The organism is Pontibacillus sp. ALD_SL1, from assembly GCF_017355605.1.
The window spans coordinates 98,701-117,185 of the sequence record NZ_CP062975.1 but is presented as its reverse complement, the minus strand read 5'-3'; the positions used below and the strand labels follow the sequence as shown (position 1 = coordinate 117,185).

Sequence of the window (18,485 nt, the reverse complement as noted above, 5' to 3'; positions counted from 1 at the left end):
TATACGTTTCAACACACGAATTCGCAGGAGTCTGCTAGCCAACAGACTCCTGCGAATTGCATTGCGAAATAGTGTGAGAATCCGTATGTGAATGTAGTGAAATCCCTTTAATATCAGGAAAAACAAGAGGTCCAATTCATATGCGAATTGGACCTCTATTTGGGGTGTTATTCTATTGTTTGTACTCCAAAACCGAACCCGTTACAAAATATGGGGGTTTTTTATTGTTTAAAGAAACGATTTGCAGATTCTGTCTTCGGCTTCCAAAAGCGAATGATAGCGGTATGAGGTATCGATATGACGGTTGTAGGGCTGGTCAACAAGCAAACATTCCATACCAAGCGCCCTGTGGGCCAGAAACGTTTGGGGCTTATCATCAATGAGGACATCTCCGCGGATGCGATGCTTCTCAGAACAGAAGATGATTTTTTTCTGATCGATCATCGGGAAATACTCCTCAAGCCAGGCCCGTTTATCATCAGCTGGGTTCGACGTGACATCCTCACGGGGTTAAAACCCCATGCATCCTGCAAGGATCTAAGGAAGTCTCTTACTCCTTCGGAATAAAGCAGTATTTTTCTGCTTTACCGTTGTCTGTTTCCAACCCGAATTCAACGTAGAGACCACAGGCCGTGTCACGCGGCCCTCCCAGCTCGGATTATACCGTCTGGGCACCTAGTCTATCACCAGTAAACTGGCTACACCGCTAGGCTCGTGCGATATTATGACTTGCGTTTAAATCGGCATGTGAGGTGTACCCACAAGAACGACAACAAAACCGATCTCTCGATCGGTTTTTCTTTTCGGCGTGACCACAAACCGAACACGTCTGACTCGTTTTGTACGGGTCGATATCCGTTACGGTTATGCCGTACTTCGAGGCGCATTCCCTAATAAACTGTTTAAGTTGATAAAATGCCCAGGAGTGGATGGTGCGATCACTTCGTTTGGTCGACTTGCACGTTTTTCGTATGTCATCTAATTTCTCAAGTTTGATAATGGGGTTTTCAAACTGAAGGGAAAACAGCACAATATCACGGGCTAATTGACGGTTATAGTTCGTCATCCAACGTTTTTCTTTTTGACCTACGCGTTTAACGGCACGCAGTGCCTTCTTTTTGCTTAACGAACGGCGTAGGGAACGAAAATGACGTCGTTTAAACCCAACTTCTTTCCCGCTGAAAAACTGTCGTTTTCCACTGGTTGGTTCGGAAACAACAGCCAAATGACGAAGACCTACATCGACACCAATCGGTGTCTGTTGATCCCTGCTCATTCCATCAATTGGAGAGGCCATTTCAATCGGGATCGCTACATACCATTTCTTTCCCTTTCGGAATAGCTGCAAGGTCTTTCGGATGTCTTTATATTCTTTTGTTAAAAAAGGGAAATAGGTCCGTACGGTTTCATTCTCGATCACAGGAAGCTGGAGTTTACCAAGGCCTGAGGTGAAACCAAGATACCATCTGCCTTTTTTCTCGACGGTATTCCAGTTTTGATTGTTTATAGAGATTGGAAGAGAAGATTTAAACCGAGGCACTCGTTTAGCCAGCCCCTGCTTAACGTCTGACAGGGCTTTTTTAGCCCGTCGGATGCTTTCGTTTTTAATCGCACTTTTAAGTGGACCAGGCACGTCTTTAGAGGACAATTTGTTCCCTTTTTGAAGTTCCCCAACGGACCAGTTTATGGCTTTGGAGTATTCCTTTTGATCCTTTAAAAAGGCTATATGCTTTCGTCTTGTTAGCTTTTTTAACTGGACGGTATAGGTTACAGTAGACATGAATTTCACCTCCTGTTCCTATTTTATGCAGAAACCAACAAAAATAACAGGCAAAATTCCCGATTCATCTCGGCTTTAAAAAACCAAGCTTTCTCGGTTGTGAACGTAAATGACGGATCTCTTTCTCTCTCGCAATGGGAATGCCCTCTTGGGGAATCGCTGACAATGACAATATCAAATTCTTTTTCGATGAGTCTCTTGATCACGTCCTGTGCATGCGGATTCGGCTTGACATAACGGAATAACCCTGGCGTTTTTAAGTGGTCATACACTTTGCTTCCGCATTCGGGTTTGACAACAAGAGATGTATTCCATTCCGTCATATTATCTGTGGTCAACGTATCCTCGTAGATTTCGTTGTAAACAGCGATCCAATCCTTTCCGAATAGGGCAAGAACATCATCCATATCAAATTTCAAAGTAGCTTTATAGGTTGTCTGGTGCAAGGTGTTCATACGTTTTAAAAATTCCTGATCAGCACGTTTCATGATTTTTCTCCTTTCATCCTTTCACGCGAATGCAGAATCGCTGGTGACGATACACTCTTGCGTGAATGAAGGTTATTCAACGCTCATTAATTCAAAAACATGACGATCTCTTAACATACTCACAGAGCACCATGCATGTTTTTGTGTCCTCGTATTGAATGCCAGATACTTTCCTTCTTCTTTATGAATGTAGATCACATCATCTTTTTTATCCACGTTCGTATCTCTTACCATTTTGCCGACTAGACGATTAAATGTTCTCGGAATTACATTGTTTTTCATACATGAACCCTCCTGAAAAAAGTTTCGATTCCATTGATCCGAAAAAAGCAAGGATTATGTCGGTAGCGAGTACTTTCGTGATGAGCGAATGTTCTTTTTCTTATTATAAAAGGCTTCCTGAGAATGTGTGCCCTTTTATCCGTTTTATTGGAGAAGCTTTATGAAAAATGCCCACAAAAAAAGCCCCCCCATGTCAGGGGGAGCTTTCGTTTTTGCCCCCAGCAGGGGGCTTGTGATTAAGCGGGCTCAGATTCTGCGTCGTTTTCCATTTGGAATTCTTCAACAGCTCTCATCGCTTCCTCGGCAGCTACGTCACTCTCTTCAACCGAAACCGTTTCAGCTTCTTGGGTAACTTCCTGCTGAACGTCTTCTTGCGGAGCTGCTGTAACACCTTCTGGAGCCTCAAGATTGATGCGTGACACGTCAAATCCCATCGTAACGAGGTCTTTTAATTGCTGCTCCTCATCGCGGTAGAAATGCGTGTTGTCAATCAGACTCTTGTCAAACGTCTTTCCTTCAGATGCATCCCAATGTTTTTTCTGTTCTTCACTGAGTTCATCCAACAGAACACGTTCAAGGCCGTACGTTGTGTTCGCTTCGACTCCTGTTTTCGTGATTTCGAACGCGTTACGGTCAATCTTGTCTTCGTGTTTCTCAAACCCTAGAATCAACTGTTTTGCGAATTTTTCAGCAAGATCAATAATGACTGGCTGACCATCTTTCAGGTTAATAAAACCGAATTTTACGCGGTTTTTCGCTTCAAAACGGTTGGATTCCTTTCTAACGCGTTTATAATTCTCCTTGGCTTCTTCTGACTGGTCATCGAAGTTTTTGATTTTGGGGTCAAGGTGACTGACCGCTTCATCAATTAAGACTTTTGCAGCCTTGTCATACAGATCCTCTTTTTCCCCTTTCTCCTGGTGGCATGTGTGTGGTGGTATTTTGGTTGTGTGGTCACTGTGAGCTCTGTAAGGGAAAGCCGTGTTGCTGGCGTCCAATACGCGAACGACGATTGATTCTCCGTCATCCAGATACTTGGTTACGTTTGGTCCGCCTCCCTTACTTCCTTGTTCTAATTTTTTAAGCACTGATCCGAATCCTGATGATTTGTTCGTCATGATTATATTCCTCCTAAGTCTTTTGGTAAATGTGTTATACGTTATCATCTTATGTAGTTCTTTCCTCAATATGCCCTTAATCCCACATTTTGTTCTATACTGAATACAGTAGAACGGAAAAGGGTTTTTGTATTTTTGTTCTCTTTCTTCATATAGATGAAGGAAAGAGACTGAAAGGATGATGATAATGGAAGAACGTTCACCATGCGGTTCAGGAGGATGCATCACATGCCCGTTTTCTCTGAATGAGGAGGCAGAAATCGTGCAAAATTACGGATGCCTGCCCACAGGACATGACATCGTTCAGTTGAAGAAACGAACAGGGCATAACTGGTCATGCCACGGAGATGAGACAAAAGTGTGTGGCGGGCTCGCCTCCCACTTGAAAGACTACCACCCTGAATTGTCCATACACGAAGGGAAACTGATCTCGTATGACCTGTGGTACAAGGAAGGGGAAGAAGAAGCGATCCGAAAGGCGAAATAGAGAGAAGGTGGTCAGTGTAATTCAATCCTTTAGGCAGACAAACGGGAATCCTCGGGACTGAGAGGTTGGCTTGATCAATCCCGAAACCACAGTCCGAAAAATGAGCGAGGGGAAATGGAGGTTGGTGTTGATGGAAAAAGAGATCATGAACTTAGCCAGGGAATATTATATCGATAACGGTTATCACTATTCAGGAGCCTGTCCTTTTCACTTGATACAGAATAAATTAAACATCGATATTTACGAATTAAGAAACATCGTAAACCAATTGCAAAGTAAAGGTTTGGCAACTGAAATTTGTGTTGATGCCTTTTGGCTTGTTTTGTCAAAGAAGGAAAGAAAGAAATTAATCCTAGAACATACGGCATCAAAATTAATCAATAAATGGTGTCAGCATCCTCACCAGTTGCCAAGAATGATACAATCTTGGTCAGAAAAAGAGATTAAAACGGTATTTTCTTTAAAACCCTCATATTTAGATTGAAAGAACCATTAAAAGGAATGCAAGAGTCATTTACGATACAGACGTGGATAATATGCAATTCACAAAAACCTCGTGCCTTCAGGCAAGGGGTTTTTTTGTATAGATACACGAAGGAGAGGAGAATATAAGGATGGAGGTGTGTCTTGATGAAAGCAACAGGTGTGGTTCGAAGAATTGATGATTTAGGACGGGTCGTGATCCCGAAAGAAATCCGACGCTCCTATCGGATTAAAGAAGGAGATTCCCTTGAAATTTTCACGAATAAAGGGGAAGTGGTGCTGAAAAAATATGCGCCGATCGTCGAAATCGAAGCGTACGCGCAAGGGGTGACCGATTCCCTGTACGATGTGTTTCATAATACGGTTCTTGTAACGGATGAGCGTGACGTGGTGGCGGTTTCAGGAGATTCGAAGAAAGCGTGGACCTCAAAAAAAGCCGATGAACTCTTATCCTGGATCGAAAACTGGGACGAGGAATCGGTTGAACAATCAGGCGAAAACGCCCATTTGTCCATCCCGATTCATGACAGCGAAAAGCGAATCGGCAATCTTATTTTGCTTCCGTCCACTCATAAACTGAACGATGAAATGCTTCAGAATGCCCGCATGCAGGTGAAATTTCTCGAACGGTTATTTGCGGATTAATCGACTCATCAATACAAAAAGGGAACCGATAAACGGTCCCCTTTTCTTTGTTTGGGCTTAAAAAGCCAGGATATAAACGATGGTTTGAATCATGAGGGATTTCCTCTGATCAAGATTTTTTTAATGAAAGCAATCCTGCTGAGACTCTAAAAGCTAGTTTTCCATAGTATCAGGAAATGAACAAACCCTATGTCAACTACCCCCACCAAATCAGAGATTTGGAAGGGGCTTGTAACTGCTCAGTGGTACGGACGCTGACGCTCCCACCTTTTATCGTTCCAAATTCAAACGTAGCGTTACAATAGGGTGGCTGACAACACCCCTATCAGTTTAGACATGCTAAACCGATACTTCAGAAAGGTACTGTATTCCCTTAGCCCGAAGATTCATGGCTCCAATACGGTCGTCATTTGATCGGTATTCACAGGTTTTGCACTGGAAAAGGTGTCGCTTTTTATCTCGATTCCCTTTTTCGGTATGACCGCATTTTGGGCATTGCTGACTTGTGTATTTCGGATCCACCAGGATCATTTTAGCGTTCTGCTGTTTTGCTTTGTAGTCAATCATGGCACGAAGCTGCGCATATGCCCAGGATACGCTGACATAGCGATCTTTTTTACGTACGTTTTCCGTGGCGTTACGAACGCCGTCTAAATCCTCCAAAACGATTAAACTGCCTTCTCCAGCGTGAGCTACGAGTGCCTTTGATACACAGTGGTTCATATCTGTGATCCAACGGTTTTCTCGTGAGCCAATTCGTTTTAATCTTCGTCTAGAGGAAGGGGTTTGCCTCTTCTGGAGGTTTTGACGTAGTTTCTTGTAGTGACCGCGTTTATTTTTGATGGTTTTCCCGCTAAAGAACAGAGTTTTGTCCTTGGAGTCAAAGGTAACTGCTAGGAAATTTAAACCAAGGTCAACCCCCACCACATTACGAATGGCGGTTTCATCCACGTCTGGAATTTCTGTTGTCATGGGAATGTGCAGATAAAATTTGTTCTTTTTAAAGACGAGTTTAGCCGTTCCAAACGACCACGATCCGTCGAAAAAACGTTCCATCCCGTCGGTTTTGGCAGAAACTTTAATCCTTCCATAGAGGGTGTTCAAAGAGAACAATCCTTTTACAAGCGAGTAGTCCCGATTCCAAACGAGATCGTATTCAGGCTTTTTAAAAACGGCCTTCGTGTCTTTAATCCCATTCGATTGCATCGATTTATACTTTGATATGACGGTTTTCATCACGCTTTGTGCCATTTGAGATTTTAATCCGTAGTCTTTTCTTAGAGGAAGATAGGTTTTCTCATGCAGCTTAGCCTGAACGAGTTCGCCTGTTTGATAAACCACCCCAGACGTATAATTTAATCCTTTTTTGATGGCACGTACGGTTGAGATTAGCTTTCCTTTCTCTTCATCTGTTGGATTGATTTTAATTTTGGAGGTTAATGTCAACTCACTCATCATCTGGCCTCCTTTTTCACTATTGGATACTTTTAGTATATGCTAGTGAAAAAGAGGGTATACATTTATTTAACTAATTTCTTGAAGAGATTAAAAAAGCGAATTCCTCCCCAACTAAATGCTTCGCATTTTAAAGGGGTCTCCTTCGCTAACGTCGATGAAAAGAAAAACGCGCTCCATAAGGAGTGCGTTTTAAGACGTTATTTCAGTGCAACCGTCCCACTTTCGAAATGGAGGGTGTAGCCTGAGTCTTTGTATTCGATACCCTTTAGGGCTTCCCCTTTCTGGAGAAGTTCCTGAATCCCTGTGATGATTTCCTGCGGCTTAACCGTTCGGTTATAGTGGTAGAGATCGTAATAAAGTCCATTTTCTGTTTCTTCCTGATACACTTTCAGAAGTTCAACCAAGGCGTCCGTTTCAACGAAGTCCCAATCCAGTCCCTCTACTTCATAGAGGCCGTGAGCATGTTTGTCGTAACGTAAACACCCGTGTTCCCCCTGATACGTGAAATAGAGTTCCCATTCTCCGTCATAGCAGTTGTCATCCCGATCGGTCCATTCGATCTCTTCAAAATGGATGTCTGAGTCGGTTTCTCCGTACGCTTTACATACGTTTGTCCAAATTGCCTGAATCTTTTCTTTTGTTCGGTACGTCATATCAACCATCTCCTGTCCTTGATTTCTTTGATTATACCGCGGAAAGGTTGCGATGGTTACAAAAGAGGGAATTTGTTGAAAAAACCAGAAGAAGCTTACGCTCTTCTGGTCACCTGTCAGTGTTGGTAGGAATCCCGAAACGTCATCCCCACGGTGCAGTCTTTTAATTCCGCCAGTTGAAGGATATGATGGAATCTTGCTTCTGTTTCGTTTTTTAGTCTTGGCAGGGCTTCTTGATCGACAATCTCGTTCCACGTCACTTCATAGTGAAAATATTCTCCCACGTTGCGTTTGACGGGCACAAACATCATGTCCATCCCGACCATCGGTGCACAGGATAGTGTAAACACGTGAAGGAGGAGGGATTGAAGCAGTTTTTCCTCTCGTTTCGACAAGGCTTCTTCTCCGCTGATGCGCATCACGCCAACCGTTTTCTTCATCGCCATGCCCCCTCGGTGTACGTATTGGCTGCATCCCACATTAAGTATTGCGTGACGCCCTGTTCTTTTGCAGCTTGAATCTGTGCTTTGATTTGTTGTGGTCCGTAATGGATGGAACCAGGAACCCATGTAGCCGTGAAATCCTGATACCACGGCCTGATCACGGCGGTTTCATATCCGTTATTCTCCATCCCTGCTTGTTTTTCTAACGCATCTTTCATAGCCTGCTGAATGACGTTATACGGCTGACTGTCAGGGTATTGAATCCCATAAGACCCAACGCCGTAATGACTCGGATACGTCATTGGGGAAATGACATCCACGACGTTTGAAATTTTTTCCCACGTCTGTCCAATGCCCATATCATCCTCGACGCTCGTCACAAGCCCAAACACATCAGCGGACAGCAGAACCCCGTATGGAGCAAGCTCTTCTTTCGCCTCCATCAGGAAGTTTTTAATGGCATCGTCTCTTTTAACCTCATTCGGATTATCGAAACGGATTGCATTTCGCTGGGTTTCGCTGAGGGCAGGGAAGCGGACATAATCAAATTGAATTTCATCGAACCCGAGTTTGGCCGCTTCTTTCGCGATTTCGATCGGATAACGCCAATAGTCTTCTTTATACGGATCGACCCACGCCACCCCGCTTTTGTCTTTCCATACGCCGCCATCTGAAGCGCGCTTCATCGCCCAGTCAGGGTTTTTAAGTGCAATGTAAGGGTCTTTGAAGGTCACAATACGGGCGATGGTGTAAATGTTTCGTTCCTTCAATTCGTTCATTTTGCTTTTTATGTCCCGAATAAAGGTTCGTTCGTCAGATCCGTATTCATTCACAAGTTCTACGTCCGAATCATAGGTGAGAAATCCGTCATCCTCTTTTACGTCAATAACAAGCGCGTTCAGTTCCGTTTCATCGAGAAGTTCTAAAACCTGTTGGAAACGGCTCTCCAGTTCAACCGAATGTCCCGATAAGTAGAGTCCTTTCACATCAACAGGTTCAACCGTTCTCGCGACAAATTCATCACGGGAAACTTCTTTCCACGTGTCCACCTTGAACGTTCCCTCTTCCGTCACAAGGCGAGCTTCGAACCGATACGGGTTTTGTTTATCACGAAACCTCACTAGATAGCGCCCTTCCTCATCCGTTGGGATGATCTCATAATCTTCTACGACCCGACCCTTCCATAGGAGTTGTCCGTCCTCAAGTCCGCCCCACTCGTGGAAGAAAGATGAGGTAATGCGAGTGTAGGCCTCCTCGGGTTGGTTGTTTTGTAATCCTTCCAGGAAAACGTGCAACACTTCTTCCTCACCAAGATCCGTTTCGCTGGTTTTTTCTGACAGATAAATGTCTCCAACCTCTTCCCACAGATCTTTTTCGATTTCTTCCTGAGTGACCTCTTTCGGTTTTTCCTCTGTTTCCTTCTTTTCTTCACACCCTGTGAGTATTAAACCTGTGGCGAGCACGGAGAAGAACCATTGTATTCCTTTCATACGTGTACCTCTTTTCTTGTTTTCCTCATTGTAGAAGGGAAAAGGGGGAGGGACTACCCGTAAAGAGAATATTGGAACTTTTTTCCGAATGCTTTTTCCCCTCATGGTACGATATTAAAAAGCAAGAAGAGAGGGGCTTGATCACATGCGAGGCCGATTAGAACAAAAGCTAGATGAGGTCGGAATGTTCATTCCGACGGAGGAAAAAGCCTTACGGGACGAATTTGAAAAACTGGCTATAAAAATCAGGGAACACAACCGAAACAATCCGAGGGCTACGATCCCGATTGGGAATATCAGGAGAAAAACGTATTCTGCCTTTGATCCCAATCAGTACGATGTCGTAAGTTACGATCTCGTGGATGAGGAAGGGGATGTATGGGACTCAAGAACGGAGTATATAAAAGAAAAGTTGAAAGAAGTTTCCTACACAGTGAAAGGAAGGGATAGGGGAGATGGCTTTGATATTCTCGATCAACATGGGGACTTGTACATGACCGACTTCTCTACAAGAGAGGAAGCGGAAAAGGCCGTACCCACTCTGTTAGAAGAAGCGGAAAAGGAACTGGAAACAGAAGCGCAATTCCTCAATAAGCGCTATCACGAAATCGCGAACACCAATTGCTTCCAGTACCATGGATATGTGAACCGAGCGTTAGCTCATCGCCTTGGCCTTGGTGTTCTCCTGACAAGGGAGGACGAAGAGTACCTGTTCTTCCGAGGTGGTGGTATGGACCTTACGTCAAAACTCATCGCGTATCAGGCCATCGAATTTGGTTTCGTGGAAGAAAGGGCTGCGGATCGTCTTTCGAGTCCGATTGATCGGGATTATGTGATCAGCACAATGGGCGGGAGCATCATTTATGAAGAGGTGATGAAGACCCTTGGCATTACGATCAACACTCAGCAAGAAACAGCTTAACAAAAAAAGGGTGGTCCTATGACCACTCTTTTACGTATGCAACAGCTCTAATTTAAAGTCCTGATTCGGATTCAGATTCAGGATCAGCATGCCTTTTTTCTTCGCTTCTGTGACCGTGTTGTAGGTGCCGCCCCGATCGCTTCCGTTGTAACAGGATACCAGCATGTCGGATTCGTCGAGCATATGCACATTTCGCATCATCATTTTCCGATTATCATGCTTTCCGATGGATTCAGGGGCCATGCCTTTTGGTTGATAGGCAGGTAGCGTATCTACATACACCAGCGTATCGGCCGCTTCTTTCATCCATTCATAGCGTTTGATGGTCGCCTCCAGGTCATCAATCAGTTTCTGACTCCACTTTTCCCGTTTGGCTCGCTCTAACGTTGTTTCCCAGGAACTCGAAAATTCCTCGTAAGGAATGCTTAGATGATTTTGGATATGAGGGTGTTTTTCTTTTAGTTTATGCACCGCCATAAAGGCGATGGTGTCTAATCCTTGAGCGCCTCCAGAACGAAAGTCTGCAATTCCTTTTTCTTCTGTTAGTTTGAAGCACACGTTATACACCCGTTTATACAAAAATCGGGCCCGTTCATTATCGATGGAGTGTTCACCAAACAACTCTTTTGGCCTGTGCCCAGTAAAACATACCCGTTTCATGTTTTCACCTCTCTTTCGTGTATTCGGAGTCACGCTGCCCTTCTGTGTTCATCCGCTCTCTTTGCCTGATCGTGATGCCATCTAGTATTCTTCTGAGCGTGTAGGCGGATCTTCGTGTCCCTTCTGCTGAAAAAGAGATCAGATAAATGGTATACACATCTTCAATAACCATCATGGTCTCGTCATCAATACGGCTCGTATCGATGGAGGAACAGTGATGATCTGGATATTTTTTCACAAACGTGTGGATCGCGTCTTCTAATTCTTCTCGCCTTCCTTTCTCCATTACACGTTCATCCTTTCTTGTTTTTATCATTATAGTACAAGTGGGACGGATGAGGAGAATCCATTCGGTATTCGTATAATAAAACGCATGTAACATATGTTTACCATAAGGGAGCGTGAGAAGAGTGAAAACGATAGAATCCGATTTTGTGGTAAAAGGGAGAAAACACGGCAACGACTACTATATCATGAGGAACGAAGACGAAACCTATAATGTGTATCAGGTGTATTGTGAAACGAATATGGACTGTGATGCAGGTGTGATCAAAAAGATATTGCCCTCTTTGAAACACGTAGATGACGAAGAAATTCGCGTGCGCATCAAAGGGGAAAAATACCCCGCGTTCCTGATGCTGTATCGGCAAAGCGGAATAGGGATGAATGGATTCCGAATGACTCTGGATCGAGAGTGGATTCTTGTCAACGAGGACTATCCACACACGGTTAATCACGAAGAATAAATATGACTAAACGGGCTCTTTTTGAACTACCCCCACCTAAACGCTTCGCGTTTTGAGGAGAGGGATTCTTAGGCAAAAGCACCCCCTGGTGCTTAGTTACTAAGCTACCCCCGTCGTCCTGACGGTTGATTCCGTAAGAAGGCGCAGGCCTTCTTTTTGTACGTTCTTGCTGGCATTGATATCCCGATCATGGGTCGCTCCGCAATGCTTACATGTCCACTCCCGTACGTGTAGTTCTTTCATTTCAGGGTTTTGGACGCCACAGGAAGAGCAAAGCTGGCTTGACGGGAAATGTGCTGGCACTGGAACAAAGGCACGTCCGTGCCACTCTGCTTTGTATTTTAATTTAGCCACGAATGAACTCCAGCTTGCATCACTAATGCTTTTGGCTAGTTTCTTGTTTTGAGTCATATTTTGGACTTTTAAGCTCTCGACAGCGATCCCTTGGTTTTCGAGGATCAGACGAGTGCTTAGCTTGTTTTCAAAATCGAGTCTTCTGTTCGTTATTTTCTCATGCAGGCGAGCGATGGCTCGCTTGTTTTTAAGATAGTTTCTGCTTCCTTTTTCTTTTCGTGCCAGGGCACGCTGGAGAAACGCTAAACGCTTCTCATGTTGGCGTAAAAACCTTGGATTCCCCACTTTCTCTCCATTCGACAGAATGGCAAAATGGTTTAACCCTAAATCTAATCCGATCATGTCGTTTGAAACAGGGCGAGTCAGAGGGGATTGATTTAGTTCGCAGCAGATCGACACATAGTATTTCCCTGTTGCACTTCGTCTGACCGTTGCGTTTAAAATACGCCCTTCGATCTCGCGGGACTTTGAAAAACGCATCCACCCTGCCTTCGGCAGATGAATACGATTGTGTTCGATTTTGATGTTGTTGTTTACCATTTTGGTGGTGTAACTGGCAGCAGGATTCTTTTTTGATTTAAAAACAGGATGCGTTTTCAAGTCTTTCTCTTCTGGTGTGTAGCCGTACTTGCGCTGCTTTCTAAGGGCAGACTTACGCATTTCAGATTTCTTCCTATCCTTAAATCGTTCAAACCCTTCGAATTGGTCTTCAAGCGTCGCCTGAAGGGCGATCGAATCCACCTCTTTAAGCCATGAATACTGTTTCTTTAAGAGGGGAAGGGTTTTAATTGTGTCTGTTTTCGATCGAAACTTCCCCGCGGTTTTACGGTTCTCGATTTGGAGGTCTAACACATGATTATACACAAAGCGAACACAACCGAACGTTTTGTGGAACAACGCCTGTTGGGTTTGATTTGGGTATAGACGGAATTTATACGCTTTATGGTTTAGCGATGGTTTCATGTCATGACCTCCTTATTCTTATTATAGGAAGAAAACATCAAAATATACCAAACCCCAGCCATTCATCTCCCCTTTACATCCTCTGGATTTTGAAGAGGGAGTCTTCTGGCCAGAAATGATAAAAGGGGTCCGATTTCTCTTTTTGTTGAAATACGATAGGATAAAAGAAAATAAATTCAGCGTGAGGAGACGTGTCATGAACAGATTCCAACCATTCGAAACAAAACATCATCGTGAAGGCAAAAGAAGAGGTCTGATCATAGGGAAGATCGAAAGCACGAAAGCCAATATTGTAACGTTGCTAGCCGTCAGAACAACCAAAAGCGAATCCGTCATCCAATCAGAACTCGAACAGGAACTGGAAACGATCAACGAGAACAACTACAACCTGGCATTCAGAGCGCTTGTTGAGAAAGACATGAGCACCATTGTTGAAGCGAAAGACATTCTCCGAAACTTTCTGAATGAAGAGCTTTGGCAGCTGGGAGAACAGGAAGCACAAAGGGATATCGACCAGGGGAATACAGAAACATTCCATTCAACGGAATCTTTGTTCCGTGATCTCCACGATGAATAGTATGCTGTCAATACCTCTCCTTTGAAAAAACAGCACTTCTATTTTCATCGGGACTCTGTTTTCTTGTTATACTGGGGAAAACGAACAGATAGGATGATGAGGATGGAACTGATCAAAGGAAATGTAAAGGTAAGTTTTGTGAATATCGGGGAAGGCATCAGCGGAGATTATGACCCGAAAAATCCGAATGACGTGAATCTGCTTCGGTTTGATGTGGAAGTACTCCAAGACGGAGACTGGGAACCAGTTTCGGATGCGAGCTATTGTACAGCAGGCGTGACAGCCGATGCAACAGAAGAACAAATTCAGGAAAAACTTCAGGAGTTGATGGATGCTTATTATGAACCGCTTCATTCGTATCCTGAAACATCGGTCAAAAAAATCGGAGAAAAAATGAGCTACCTTACGATCTAACAGCCCCTTTAGGGCTGTTTTTTCTTCTTTTGATTCTCCGATACGGAGGGTGTGGTCCAGCATTCAGCGCGTTATAATAAAAGAAAATTGAAAGAGAGGATGAAAAACAGTGTGTTTTTATGAAAAAATCAAGTCACTACGAATCGAAAAAGGATGGACTCAAGAGGAACTCGCTAGGAGAATACATGTTTCGCCGAAGACGTTAAGCAGTTACGAAAGAGGATACAGGGCGTTAGATGATCATACCATCTCGTTATTAGCAGATCTTTTTGACCTCGAGATGCAGCCAAAAGACAAAAAAGGAAGCTCACACGCAACCGTTTGGTTCAGTGATATCGTCAAAAATCCTGAACTACGCTTGGATGGTAAATATTATATCAACAAGCAACCTGTTACGCTACGAACGGAGATCCCGCAAGGGTTAAACCGATTGCTGGAGCAGGAAGCGGACGATGCAGGGAAAACGGTAAGCGAAATCCTTCAATCCATTCTGGAATCTCATTATGACACAAATGAAGACAAGGCGTTTCAATGACATTAACCATAAAAGAAACGCACACCCTATCCATTCTTCGCGAAAACTTCTTGCCTTCTCTAAGACGAGAATTGAAGATCGGGAAAAGATACCGTGCGGTAACGGCACAGTACGGATTTAACATGTGCAGACACGTTTCGGTTTTTGGGGTTCACCTGTTAAGAGAATGGCTTCCAGACTATAAGTGGGAAGCATGGGAGGCGACATGGACCTGTCGGCTATCGCATCTGGATGAAACACGGAAAGCGAAATTTGATCATTCCTGGATCTACGGAGAAAAAGACGGGAAAGGGCTTTTTATAGACCTTACGTTCAGTGATGCAGAAATGGATTCTCCGATCCGAAATGAAGATGTTTTGCGAGATTTTCAACCCGTTCAACAAGTGGAAGCCAACACATTTCCTCATGGCGTAGCGGATTTCTATGAGGTGCGTGTTTTGGAGAAAAGACAGTTAGATCCAGAAGCCCTCATGGATACGAAAGAAATATACACAGGCAAAAAAGGTCGGAGACTTTTCGACGATATTCTACGTAACGCTAACCTGTCTACGGAATAAACACAGCCCCCGTGGCTGTTTTTTTATTGCGTTCAAGCCCTTTCTTTAGAGGAATCTCTTTCCCGTAGGAGTACCTTTAAGAGAAGGGGGGATGATGTTATGCGTTTAAAAATCCATGTCCTGATTGGCATTTTGGTGCTTCACATGGGGGTTGTGTATGGTTGTGCATTTGTAGGACATCTTCTGTTTGAGACGTATCTGTTTGAAGGAGGGCTCTCAGACACTCGGTATGCGGTGATCGGCGGGTTATCTGCCCTTCCATTTCTTTATTACGTTTTATCCAAAGAGCCGAACATCGGCGGGGCGATACTTGGGACGCTTTTGTATGCGGGTGTGATGATTCCATGTTTAATCGCCCTTGTTCATAAGTTTCCAGAACCTGCTGAAAACCTTTACCAGGCCCTGTTTATCATGGTTCCTTTATTTAGCGTTCTCATGACAACCGTTACCCATCACGGGTCCAAAAAAACGAGTTAATCTCGTTTTTTTTGATGGAACAGAGGAAAGAGTCGTTTCTTGGAAAGAGCATAGGAAAAATGAAACAGCAAAAACAACTGCATGGCACCGCTTACGTGCTGATAGATGAAAAATCCAATGACGGCGATGAGGAAAAAAAGCAGGATCCTTTTCTTGGATACAATGGACACGAATGATAGGATACCAAGCACAAGAGGCATGTAGTCTGGCATGTGAACGACCGTGACCTCATTCAAAGACGCCAGTATCATGATAAATAGAACCGTAGGAGCAACAAGAGCCCCGATCAGAATGTAAGGGCGTCCTTTTTCTTCCTGAACGACACGCTCTGAATCTTCCCGAACCTTTTGCAATAGGGCGGGTTCGGCCTTTTCCTGAAGTTCGAATGCCTGAAGCAACCGAATCTTTATAGGCAGTGAGCTTTCTATATGGAGGGACTCTTTTAAACGATCCACTCTCTCCATGATTCGTTTGCGCTTGATTCGTTCTTTCCTTGAGACAATGGAAAGGAGTTGTTTGGCCCCGAGATACAATCCATACACCACCAAAATCCCTCCAACTATTCCTGTTAAAGGGGCAAGAAACGATAATAAACCTGTAATTGGATTCACAGCAATCCCTCCCTTAACGATTGTTCATCCTGAACTTGTTGTTTCCTACAAAAAAAGGAGGAAGAGACATGTCACAAACGGTTTGGCTGTTATCGAATACAAACCTTTTTTCTGTTTTATCCCTGAAAGCTTTTCAACCCCTGACCCCCATCCTCCCGCTTAGTCTTCGGTATGAGAATGAACATATGTCTGAAGGGATGTTTTTCGTTCAGCAAATCCAGGAGTATTTTATGGATCAGTACATGATGCGTGGGATGGCTGTTGCTCCTTATGATTTTTCATTCAATGAAAGAATGGTCGGGCGCATGAATGAGCGGTTTACAGAAAGCCCTCCCCGACTCCTGTTCATGGAATGCCGAACACTGCGTGAAGGGGAATGGTCGCTCATTCGGTTGTTTCATTCCTGGGGCATTCCGATGCTCCTCTATGTTCCTGCTGAAATGTATACAGAACAGTTACCCGTTGAACTGATGAAGTTAGGAGTAAAGGAGATCGTTACAGCAATGGATCTTCATGCGTTTTCCGAACTGGCTAAACGGCACATTTCACCCGACACTTAAAGGCCATTCCTTTAAGTGTTTTCGTTTTTTGGAAAGATTCCAGAAACGTTTGTTGTATGTATAGGAGAGGCGAAAGAAAAGGAGGGGACTTTATGTTTTGCGACAAAGACTCTATGTTAGAAATGTTTGAGTTAAGTTCCTCAAAAAAACAATGGGCTCGCGTATTGATTTCAAGCGAATTATTCGGAGACCCAGGACGCATCACAACCTCCCAGGTAAGAGACATGAATAAATGGTGGCTTCATGCCGTTCGGGACCTTTTATCGGAGGAGGATGCTGCTTATGTGGTCAATCAGGGGAATATTTTTGCGCTGATTCACACGAAAAACATCGAAGCGTTTAAACGTCACCTGGCTTACGTTCTTATCAAAAATAAAGATGACTCATGCGGCGTGAAAAGCTCTTTAGAGGACTTGAGCTTCGATGAAACGGCCTTTTTATTACAGATTAGTTAGGAGGGCAAGTATGAATATATTGATTACGAGCGGCAGTACGAGAGAAATGATCGATCCTTCGCATTACATGAGCGGCCTTTTTGGAGGATCGATAGGCGCATTACTTGGAGAAGAATGTAGCATGAAATCGGAAGTGGAACAAATCTTTTTTGTTCACAGCAGAGACGCGCGCTACCCTTTTGAAAGCACCTCTATGGACGACTCCCCCTTTTCGATGGACCACTGGAAGGAAAAGGTGACCCTCTATCCTGCTGACACCATCGAAGACCTCGAGCATCAAATTACCTCCATTTTAGAAAACCATGTGGTCGATGTCGTTGTTCACCTCATGTCGATACACAATTACGGGAAATCAAACCTTCATTTTATCGATAATGCCCAGGATGCAGAGGATTTCATCCATTACATTTCTGGAATCTATGGCATTGATATCAATATTCTCCCTGCACACCGTCCAATCTACAAGGAAATGGAAAGTGGATTCAACCATTTATTTATTGAACAGACGCCAACCCCTAAACTTATGGATCTCTTCCGAGAACACCCTTCATCTCCTATGATTATCAGTTCAAAAATGAATGTTTCAAAAAATCCTCAAGATGTGTTGAAAAAAGCGAAGCGGTCCCTGGCTAAAAACAACACAGATTTTGTCATAGCTCTTGACCATTACGCGTATCAGGAAAACTATAATGAAATCGTTCATCTCGTCCATCCAGGAGATGAGATCGAGACGTTTGATCGGTATGAAAAAGCTTCAAAGCGCGTTGTTTCGTTGATAAAAGAACGTTTTTCCGACAGAAGAAAAGAAACTGACGTATAATGCCAAAAAAAGGAGGTGCGGTGTATGGAACTGTGGGGTTTTGTCCAAGAAAACACGCTTGTTTCGGTCATTCTTGCTGTTATTTTTATTATCTTTGTGGTGGGGATTCTGAAAAGCATGTTAAAACTGGCGTTTATCGCCGTTATTATTGGTTCTGTTTTAGTTCTGGTCTTTGATTTTTCACCATCGGATGTTCGGCAAATGGGCGAACAGGGCGTTACACAAGCAAAGGCGTGGGTAGAAGAACACATTATGCCTGTGGCAGAAGAAGAACTGAAGGGAGCAGACGTCCAACATGACGGAGAACAATACACCATCAAGACCAAAAGCCTTAAACTCGTCTGGAACAAAGGGGAAGACGTAGCTGAGGTTACGTATAAAGGGGAAACCCACACCATTGATGTATCAGGCATGAAAACGATGTTACAAGAAACGGTCGAGCAAGCGAAGTAATTCGCTTGCTTTTTTCTGTTCCCTCTAAGAGGGCTTTTCTTCTTTTTTTGAAAA

At 43.8% G+C, this 18,485-nt stretch carries 26 protein-coding genes and 1 pseudogene; 14 read left to right on the top strand and 13 right to left on the bottom strand.

All coding sequences use genetic code 11. The annotated features are described in order from the left end of the window. Positions 1-228 precede the first annotated feature (228 nt). The 5 genes and pseudogenes from IMZ31_RS19610 to IMZ31_RS19590 all read right to left on the bottom strand — a co-directional run. Positions 229-471: pseudogene (locus IMZ31_RS19610) on the bottom strand (5'(3')-deoxyribonucleotidase); the annotation flags it as partial. Positions 472-706: 235 nt separating this feature from the next. After that, positions 707-1,780, bottom strand: coding sequence for an RNA-guided endonuclease TnpB family protein (locus IMZ31_RS19605; protein WP_207531221.1), 1,074 nt, complete (start codon positions 1,778-1,780; stop codon positions 707-709). A gap of 23 nt (positions 1,781-1,803) precedes the next feature. Continuing rightward, the gene (locus IMZ31_RS19600; protein ID WP_207531220.1) at positions 1,804-2,268 is read right to left on the bottom strand and encodes a 5' nucleotidase, NT5C type; all 465 of its coding nucleotides are present in this window, start codon (positions 2,266-2,268) and stop codon (positions 1,804-1,806) included. 72 nt (positions 2,269-2,340) lie between these two features. Next, complete coding sequence (locus IMZ31_RS19595; protein WP_207531219.1) at positions 2,341-2,550, bottom strand: hypothetical protein; 210 nt, start codon at positions 2,548-2,550, stop codon at positions 2,341-2,343. 236 nt (positions 2,551-2,786) lie between these two features. After that, complete coding sequence (locus IMZ31_RS19590; protein WP_207531218.1) at positions 2,787-3,668, bottom strand: hypothetical protein; 882 nt, start codon at positions 3,666-3,668, stop codon at positions 2,787-2,789. Positions 3,669-3,855: 187 nt separating this feature from the next. On the opposite strand from IMZ31_RS19590, the gene IMZ31_RS19585 reads away from it, so the two are divergent. From IMZ31_RS19585 to IMZ31_RS19575, 3 genes are all read left to right on the top strand, one after another. Continuing rightward, complete coding sequence (locus IMZ31_RS19585; protein ID WP_242705750.1) at positions 3,856-4,155, top strand: hypothetical protein; 300 nt, start codon at positions 3,856-3,858, stop codon at positions 4,153-4,155. 130 nt (positions 4,156-4,285) lie between these two features. Then, on the top strand, positions 4,286-4,639 hold the full coding sequence (locus IMZ31_RS19580; protein ID WP_207531216.1) for a hypothetical protein: 354 nt from the start codon (positions 4,286-4,288) through the stop codon (positions 4,637-4,639). 146 nt (positions 4,640-4,785) lie between these two features. Further along, positions 4,786-5,283, top strand: coding sequence for an AbrB/MazE/SpoVT family DNA-binding domain-containing protein (locus IMZ31_RS19575; RefSeq protein WP_207531215.1), 498 nt, complete (start codon positions 4,786-4,788; stop codon positions 5,281-5,283). 339 nt (positions 5,284-5,622) lie between these two features. On the opposite strand, the gene IMZ31_RS19570 is transcribed toward IMZ31_RS19575, so the two are convergent. The 4 genes from IMZ31_RS19570 to IMZ31_RS19555 all read right to left on the bottom strand — a co-directional run bounded on the left by IMZ31_RS19570 (position 5,623) and on the right by IMZ31_RS19555 (position 9,327). Beyond that, entirely contained in the window at positions 5,623-6,738 is a 1,116-nt protein-coding gene (locus IMZ31_RS19570) for an RNA-guided endonuclease TnpB family protein (RefSeq protein WP_242705749.1), read from the bottom strand. A 200-nt stretch (positions 6,739-6,938) separates the two neighbouring features. Next, entirely contained in the window at positions 6,939-7,394 is a 456-nt protein-coding gene (locus IMZ31_RS19565) for a hypothetical protein (RefSeq protein ID WP_207531213.1), read from the bottom strand. 116 nt (positions 7,395-7,510) lie between these two features. Continuing rightward, positions 7,511-7,834 (bottom strand): hypothetical protein, encoded by a 324-nt coding sequence (locus IMZ31_RS19560; RefSeq protein WP_207531212.1) that lies wholly within the window; start codon positions 7,832-7,834, stop codon positions 7,511-7,513. Beyond that, positions 7,831-9,327, bottom strand: a complete 1,497-nt coding sequence (locus IMZ31_RS19555) for a putative glycoside hydrolase (protein WP_207531211.1) — start codon at positions 9,325-9,327, stop codon at positions 7,831-7,833. Before IMZ31_RS19555 ends, IMZ31_RS19560 begins: the two co-directional genes overlap by 4 nt. 145 nt (positions 9,328-9,472) lie before the next feature. Between IMZ31_RS19555 and IMZ31_RS19550 the strand changes: the two genes are divergently transcribed. Further along, positions 9,473-10,249: a hypothetical protein gene (locus IMZ31_RS19550; RefSeq protein ID WP_207531210.1), complete on the top strand. Its 777-nt coding sequence runs from the start codon at positions 9,473-9,475 to the stop codon at positions 10,247-10,249. 30 nt (positions 10,250-10,279) lie between these two features. On the opposite strand, the gene IMZ31_RS19545 is transcribed toward IMZ31_RS19550, so the two are convergent. Both IMZ31_RS19545 and IMZ31_RS19540 read right to left on the bottom strand, forming a co-directional pair. Beyond that, the gene (locus IMZ31_RS19545; protein WP_207531209.1) at positions 10,280-10,909 is read right to left on the bottom strand and encodes an SLOG family protein; all 630 of its coding nucleotides are present in this window, start codon (positions 10,907-10,909) and stop codon (positions 10,280-10,282) included. A gap of 4 nt (positions 10,910-10,913) precedes the next feature. Beyond that, the gene (locus IMZ31_RS19540) at positions 10,914-11,195 is read right to left on the bottom strand and encodes a hypothetical protein (RefSeq protein ID WP_207531208.1); all 282 of its coding nucleotides are present in this window, start codon (positions 11,193-11,195) and stop codon (positions 10,914-10,916) included. Positions 11,196-11,319: 124 nt separating this feature from the next. On the opposite strand from IMZ31_RS19540, the gene IMZ31_RS19535 reads away from it, so the two are divergent. Next, positions 11,320-11,655 carry a hypothetical protein gene (locus tag IMZ31_RS19535; RefSeq protein ID WP_207531207.1) on the top strand — a complete coding sequence of 112 codons (336 nt, stop codon included), beginning with the start codon at positions 11,320-11,322 and terminating at the stop codon, positions 11,653-11,655. Between the two features lie 99 nt (positions 11,656-11,754). Here the strand turns inward: IMZ31_RS19535 and tnpB are convergent, their stop codons facing one another. After that, entirely contained in the window at positions 11,755-12,972 is a 1,218-nt protein-coding gene (gene tnpB, locus IMZ31_RS19530; protein WP_207531206.1) for an IS200/IS605 family element RNA-guided endonuclease TnpB, read from the bottom strand. Positions 12,973-13,168: 196 nt separating this feature from the next. On the opposite strand from tnpB, the gene IMZ31_RS19525 reads away from it, so the two are divergent. The 5 genes from IMZ31_RS19525 (at position 13,169) to IMZ31_RS19505 (ending at position 15,532) form a co-directional block, all read left to right on the top strand. Further along, positions 13,169-13,549 carry a hypothetical protein gene (locus IMZ31_RS19525; RefSeq protein WP_207531205.1) on the top strand — a complete coding sequence of 127 codons (381 nt, stop codon included), beginning with the start codon at positions 13,169-13,171 and terminating at the stop codon, positions 13,547-13,549. 102 nt (positions 13,550-13,651) lie between these two features. Beyond that, positions 13,652-13,963 carry a hypothetical protein gene (locus IMZ31_RS19520; protein WP_207531204.1) on the top strand — a complete coding sequence of 104 codons (312 nt, stop codon included), beginning with the start codon at positions 13,652-13,654 and terminating at the stop codon, positions 13,961-13,963. A 109-nt stretch (positions 13,964-14,072) separates the two neighbouring features. Further along, a complete protein-coding gene (locus IMZ31_RS19515; RefSeq protein WP_207531203.1) occupies positions 14,073-14,498 on the top strand; it encodes a helix-turn-helix domain-containing protein in 426 nt (141 codons plus the stop codon). Continuing rightward, positions 14,495-15,055 (top strand): hypothetical protein, encoded by a 561-nt coding sequence (locus IMZ31_RS19510; RefSeq protein ID WP_207531202.1) that lies wholly within the window; start codon positions 14,495-14,497, stop codon positions 15,053-15,055. Before IMZ31_RS19515 ends, IMZ31_RS19510 begins: the two co-directional genes overlap by 4 nt. A gap of 99 nt (positions 15,056-15,154) precedes the next feature. Continuing rightward, a complete protein-coding gene (locus tag IMZ31_RS19505) occupies positions 15,155-15,532 on the top strand; it encodes a hypothetical protein (RefSeq protein ID WP_207531201.1) in 378 nt (125 codons plus the stop codon). On the opposite strand, the gene IMZ31_RS19500 is transcribed toward IMZ31_RS19505, so the two are convergent. Further along, on the bottom strand, positions 15,529-16,143 hold the full coding sequence (locus IMZ31_RS19500; protein WP_207531200.1) for a hypothetical protein: 615 nt from the start codon (positions 16,141-16,143) through the stop codon (positions 15,529-15,531). The genes IMZ31_RS19505 and IMZ31_RS19500 overlap by 4 nt on opposite strands. A gap of 68 nt (positions 16,144-16,211) precedes the next feature. Here IMZ31_RS19500 and IMZ31_RS19495 point away from each other — a divergent pair, with 68 nt between their 5' ends. From IMZ31_RS19495 to IMZ31_RS19480, 4 genes are all read left to right on the top strand, one after another. Then, a complete protein-coding gene (locus IMZ31_RS19495; RefSeq protein ID WP_207531199.1) occupies positions 16,212-16,703 on the top strand; it encodes a hypothetical protein in 492 nt (163 codons plus the stop codon). 92 nt (positions 16,704-16,795) lie between these two features. Beyond that, positions 16,796-17,158: a hypothetical protein gene (locus IMZ31_RS19490; RefSeq protein WP_207531198.1), complete on the top strand. Its 363-nt coding sequence runs from the start codon at positions 16,796-16,798 to the stop codon at positions 17,156-17,158. Positions 17,159-17,168: 10 nt separating this feature from the next. After that, positions 17,169-17,978 carry a hypothetical protein gene (locus IMZ31_RS19485; protein ID WP_207531197.1) on the top strand — a complete coding sequence of 270 codons (810 nt, stop codon included), beginning with the start codon at positions 17,169-17,171 and terminating at the stop codon, positions 17,976-17,978. Between the two features lie 24 nt (positions 17,979-18,002). Beyond that, positions 18,003-18,431, top strand: coding sequence for a hypothetical protein (locus tag IMZ31_RS19480; RefSeq protein ID WP_207531196.1), 429 nt, complete (start codon positions 18,003-18,005; stop codon positions 18,429-18,431). The last annotated feature ends 54 nt before the right edge of the window (positions 18,432-18,485 follow it).